1 rRNA gene is annotated in these 2,682 nt (G+C 50.0%); it reads right to left on the reverse strand.

The window, feature by feature from the left end:
• Positions 1–2,682: ribosomal RNA gene (locus F3D68_RS10935) — 23S ribosomal RNA — on the reverse strand; the annotation flags it as partial.

Here is a 2,682-nt window from a genome sequence, read left to right on the forward strand (position 1 = left end):
CATTACTGCACTTCTACAGCCAGCCTATCAACGTCGTAGTCTTCAACAACCCTTCTAGGGGATTTAATCCCGGGAGATCTCATCTTGAGGCTGGCTTCCCGCTTAGATGCTTTCAGCGGTTATCCATTCCGAACGTAGCTACTGGGCAATGCCTCTGGCGAGACAACCCAAACACCAGCGGTTCGTTCATTCCGGTCCTCTCGTACTAGGAACAAACCCTCTCAAATCTCCTACGCCCACGGCAGATAGGGACCGAACTGTCTCACGACGTTCTAAACCCAGCTCGCGTACCACTTTAAATGGCGAACAGCCATACCCTTGGGACCTGCTTCAGCCCCAGGATGTGATGAGCCGACATCGAGGTGCCAAACTCCTCCGTCGATATGAACTCTTGGGAGGAATCAGCCTGTTATCCCCGGAGTACCTTTTATCCGTTGAGCGATGGCCCTTCCATTCAGAACCACCGGATCACTAAGACCTACTTTCGTACCTGATCGAGCCGTCACTCTCTCAGTCAAGCGCACTTTTGCCTTTATACTCTTGGTGCGATTTCCGACCGCACCGAGTGCACCTTCGTACTCCTCCGTTACTCTTTGGGAGGAGACCGCCCCAGTCAAACTACCCACCATACACTGTCCTCGGCATGCGCCTGAGTTAGAACTCCAAAAATATCAGGGTGGTATTTCAACGTCGACTCCTTCAGAACTAGCGCCCTGATCTCACAGTCTCCCACCTATCCTACACAAATATTTTCAAAGTCCAGTGCAAAGCTATAGTAAAGGTTCACGGGGTCTTTCCGTCTAACCGCGGGTACGCAGCATCTTCACTGCGATTTCAATTTCACTGAGTCCCAGATGGAGACAGTGTGGCCATCGTTACGCCATTCGTGCAGGTCGGAACTTACCCGACAAGGAATTTCGCTACCTTAGGACCGTTATAGTTACGGCCGCCGTTTACCGGGGCTTCGATCCAGAGCTTCGCTTGCGCTAACCCCTTCAATTAACCTTCCGGCACCGGGCAGGCGTCACACCCTATACTTCCTCTTTCGAGTTCGCAGAGTGCTGTGTTTTTAGTAAACAGTCGCAGCCACCTGGTATCTGCAACCCCTTCAAGCTCCAGACGTGCGTCCTTCACCCTAATGGGGCACACCTTCTCCCGAAGTTACGGTGTCATTTTGCCTAGTTCCTTCACCTGGGTTCTCTCATCGCCTTGGTATTCTCTACCCACCCACCAGTGTCGGTTTACAGTACGGTCAATTATAATCTGTGCTTAGAAGTTTTTCCTGGAAGCAGAGCATCAATCTCTTCGTCAAGCAAGCTTGACTTCGTCTCACGCCTCAGATCAACATATGTCCGGATTTTCCTAAACATACTACCTACACGCTTTCACCCGGACAACCATCCGCCGGGCAGACCTAGCTTTCTCCGTCTCTCCATCGCAATTACAATCGGTACAGGAATATTAACCTGTTTCCCATCGACTACTCCCTTCGGATTCGCCTTAGGGGCCGACTTACCCTACGTTGATTAACATTGCGTAGGAAACCTTGGGTTTTCGGCCAATAAGAATCTCACTTATTTATCGTTACTCATGTCAGCATTCGCACTTCTGATATCTCCAGCAAACTTCTCAATTCACCTTCTTCAACTTACAGAACGCTCCCCTACCATGGTGATTAATCACCATCCGCAGCTTCGGTGTATCGCTTAGCCCCGTTAAATCTTTCGCGCAAGCCGACTCGACCAGTGAGCTATTACGCTTTCTTTAAAGGTTGGCTGCTTCTAAGCCAACCTCCTGGCTGTCTATGCCTTCTCACATCGTTTACCACTTAGCGATAACTTGGGGACCTTAGCTGGCGGTCTGGGCTCTTTCCCTCTCCACGACGGACCTTAGCACCCGCCGTGTGTCTCCTGTGATTCAACTTCGTCGTATTCTAAGTTTGCATCGAGTCGGTAAGGTCGCAAAACCCCCCTAGTCGAAACAGTGCTTTACCCCAACGAGTCATTCACAAGGCACTACCTAAATAGTTTTCGGGGAGAACCAGCTATCTCCGCGCTTGATTAGCCTTTCACTCCGATCCACAACTCATCCCATAATTTTGCAACATTACCGGGTTCGGTCCTCCAGTTGGTGTTACCCAACCTTCAACCTGGTCATGGATAGATCGCGTCGGTTTCGGGTCTACTCCTAGCGACTAGCCGCTCTATTAAAACTCGCTTTCGCTACGGATCCCTTATTCAGTTATCCTCGCCACTAAAAGTAACTCGCTGACCCATTATACAAAAGGTACGCAGTCACATGTCTAAACATGCTCCCACTGCTTGTACGCAAACGGTTTCAGGTTCTATTTCACTCCCCTTATCGGGGTTCTTTTCGCCTTTCCCTCACGGTACTGGTTCACTATCGGTCAGTCAGTAGTATTTAGCCTTGGAGGATGGTCCCCCCATCTTCAAACAGGATTTCACGTGTCCCGCCCTACTTATTCGCATACCTAGTTCCACTCATAAATTTTCGTCTACAGGGCTATCACCTGCTATGGCCATCCTTCCCAGAATGTTCAACTAATCTATGTGCTAAAATATGCCAGGCTCTTCCCCGTTCGCTCGCCGCTACTGAGGGAATCTCGGTTGATTTCTTTTCCTGTGGGTACTTAGATGTTTCAGTTCCCCACGTTCGCTTCCT

The organism is Cysteiniphilum sp. JM-1 (genome assembly GCF_008711525.1).
In the GTDB taxonomy this organism is placed as follows: Bacteria; Pseudomonadota; Gammaproteobacteria; order Francisellales; family Francisellaceae; genus Caedibacter.